Genomic DNA, 2,632 nt, shown 5'->3' on the forward strand with positions numbered 1-2,632 from the left:
TCGCTGGCCAGCCTTTGGCCTATGCGCCTGACCTGGTTTTCTCCTATTCCAACATCGGCATTTCCCTGCTCGGGGCGGCGGTTCAGTCACGCAGCGGCGTGCCGTTTGCACAGCACATGCAGCAAAAAGTTTTGGCGCCACTGGGCATGGCCCATTCAGCGTTTGAAGCAGGCGTCTCGAACTCACCCCTGATGGCCAAGGGTTATCGCGGGCGCGAGGCCATCCCTGAAATCCCTTTGCGCGACGTGCCGGCTGGCGGGCTCAATGCCAGCGTCAACGACCTGAGCCGCTTCCTGGCCATGGTGTTTGCCGATGGCCGGTCCGGCACACATCAGATTCTGAAACCCGAAACCGTGGCCGAGATGCTGCGGCCACAAAACAGCGCTGTGGCGCTTGACTTCAACTTTCGTGTTGGTCTGGGCTGGCTATTGAGCACCCTGGGCCAATCAACCCTGGAAAACGCTGGCCCGGTGGCCCACCATGCCGGTGCCATCGGCATGTTTCGCAGCCAGATCTACCTTCTGCCCAAGCACAAACTCGGGGTGGTGGTGCTGGCCAATTCCGGCTCTGCCACCAGCGTGGTGGACCACATTGCCACCGAAACACTGGCGCTGGCGCTGGAGGCCAAAACCGGCATCCAGCAGCCCGTGCATACCCCCCCCACCTGGGTGGATGCACCGTTGCCGGCGCAGGTGCAGCGTGCCTATGAGGGTGACTACACCTCGCTGGTCGGGCGCATCCACATCCGTGCCGATGGCACCGCGTTGCGTGCGAATGCTTTGGGGCATGATTTCAAACTGCGTCAGCGCAGCGACGGTTTGTTTGGGCTGGACTACGCCCTGCTGGGCCTGGTGTCGGTGAACCTGGGCACCTTGAGCGAGATCGGTTTTTCGCTGCGCAAGGTGGCAGGTCGCGAGGTTTTGGTAGGCAGCGTGGGGTCGCAAGAGATGCTGGTGGGCCAGCGCGTGGAGCCGCCTGCCAGCCTCGGCGCCTGGCAACAACGTCTGGGCGACTACGAGATCAGCAACCTGGGCGATGACCACAAGCTGGTCAAACGTATTCGCCTGATTGAAGAGAGAGGGTTTCTGGTGCTGGAAACCACCCCGCTGGACGAACCCGACCAAGTCATTCGCGCCGTGCTCAAGCCCGTGTCTGACAGCCAGGCCTTGCTGTTGGGGCCGCTGGCTGACAGTGGCGAAGCGGTGCGCAGCGTCGTCCTCAACGGGGTGGACCATCTGGCCTATTCTGGTTATCTGGCCAAAAAGATAACCAACAGCCGACCATGAGGTTGGGCCCATGCGTCTTCTGGCAGGGCGCTTGATCGGTATCGGTCTGTTTCCTTGGCCTTCTCCGGGGTGGTTGAAGCCGCGCCTGTCTGGTGCGCTGCTGGTCTCGGTCATGTTGCATGGTGTGTTGATCAGTCAGCTGACCCCGGGAACCCGCCCGGGCGCCGCGCGTGAACCTGAGCCTGAGCCACCGATCCTGATGGCACATTTGTGGATACCCGAGCCGCCATTGCAGCCGCCACTTCCGCAGGGGCCGATCGCCCCCACCCAGAACACCACGGCGCCCAAACACAACTTGCGCCGCGCTGTGACTCAACAAAAGGTCAACGCGGCCGAGGCACCGTCTCCCGCCGCCACGCCAACGGACGCTGCTGATTCCGTGTCGGTGCCGCCGCCGTCTGCCATACCGGCAGGCCCCAGCGCGGAACGCCCGCTGGACCTGTCCCCGCAGGCGATGGGGTTGGCGGTGCGGCGCAGCGCCACGCCCAGCCTGGCACAGGCCGCCCGCGAGCAACTGGGCAGCGGGCCTGCTCCTGCGTCTGCCAGATTGGGTCAACATATGGCCTCCGGGGCCGTGCCAGACTGCCTTCACAATGCGCAGGATGGTGAGGGCAAATCCAGGCCAGTGGCCATCGGTGGGCTGTTGGCCCTGCCGTTTGTGGCCTACGCTGCCATGACGGGCCGGTGCAAATAGGTATTTCATATGAGAAATAGGGCTCTAGCCCACGTCAACTAAGCGCAAACAGCTATCTAATTGAGAGCATTCATGAAAATCTTGCTGATCGAAGATGACCTCGACCTGGGGGCCGCCCTGCAGCGGGCGCTGGAGCAGGCCCACCTGCCCTCGGTCTGGGTGCGCCGCCTGGCCGACGGCCTGGCGCAATTGCAGGCCGATGATCTGGACTGCGTGTTGCTCGACATCAACCTGCCCGACGGCGAAGGCTTTACCCTGTTGGAACACCTGCGGCGCAGCCACCATGCGGTGCCGGTCCTGGTCATGACCGCCCGCGACGCGCTGGATGACCGCTTGCGCGCCCTCAATGGCGGCGCCGACGACTACGTGATCAAACCCTTCATGCTGCCCGAGCTGATCGCCCGCATCCACGTGGCGATTCGCCGCTCGGCCGGTCAGGCCGCCAACGCCTGGCAAGTGGGCGCTCTGGTCATTGACCCGCAGCAGCAAACGGTGTCGCTCGGCGGCAGCGCACTGCCCGTGACGCCGCGCGAATTCGCCATTCTGTGTGAACTGGCCCGCCAGGCCGGGCGCGTGGTGCGGCGGGAGCAACTGCTGCAACGGGTCTGGTCTGGCGACGAGGAGCCCAGCGCCGGGGCGCTGGAATTTCAAA

Annotated in this window: 3 protein-coding genes; all 3 read left to right on the forward strand. The window is 64.1% G+C overall.

Annotated features, from left to right (window positions below):
- Window positions 1-1,286 (forward strand): serine hydrolase domain-containing protein (locus PHW99_RS18765; RefSeq protein ID WP_300181378.1); only part of this gene is annotated, 1,286 nt, incomplete at its 5' end.
- 10 nt (window positions 1,287-1,296) lie between these two features.
- Window positions 1,297-1,980, forward strand: coding sequence for a hypothetical protein (locus PHW99_RS18770; RefSeq protein WP_300181381.1), 684 nt, complete (start codon window positions 1,297-1,299; stop codon window positions 1,978-1,980).
- Between the two features lie 72 nt (window positions 1,981-2,052).
- On the forward strand, window positions 2,053-2,632 hold a 580-nt coding region (locus tag PHW99_RS18775), incomplete at its 3' end, for a response regulator transcription factor (RefSeq protein ID WP_300181384.1).

Origin of the sequence: Rhodoferax sp. (assembly GCF_028689305.1) — a bacterium.
Taxonomy (GTDB): domain Bacteria; phylum Pseudomonadota; class Gammaproteobacteria; order Burkholderiales; family Burkholderiaceae_C; genus Rhodoferax.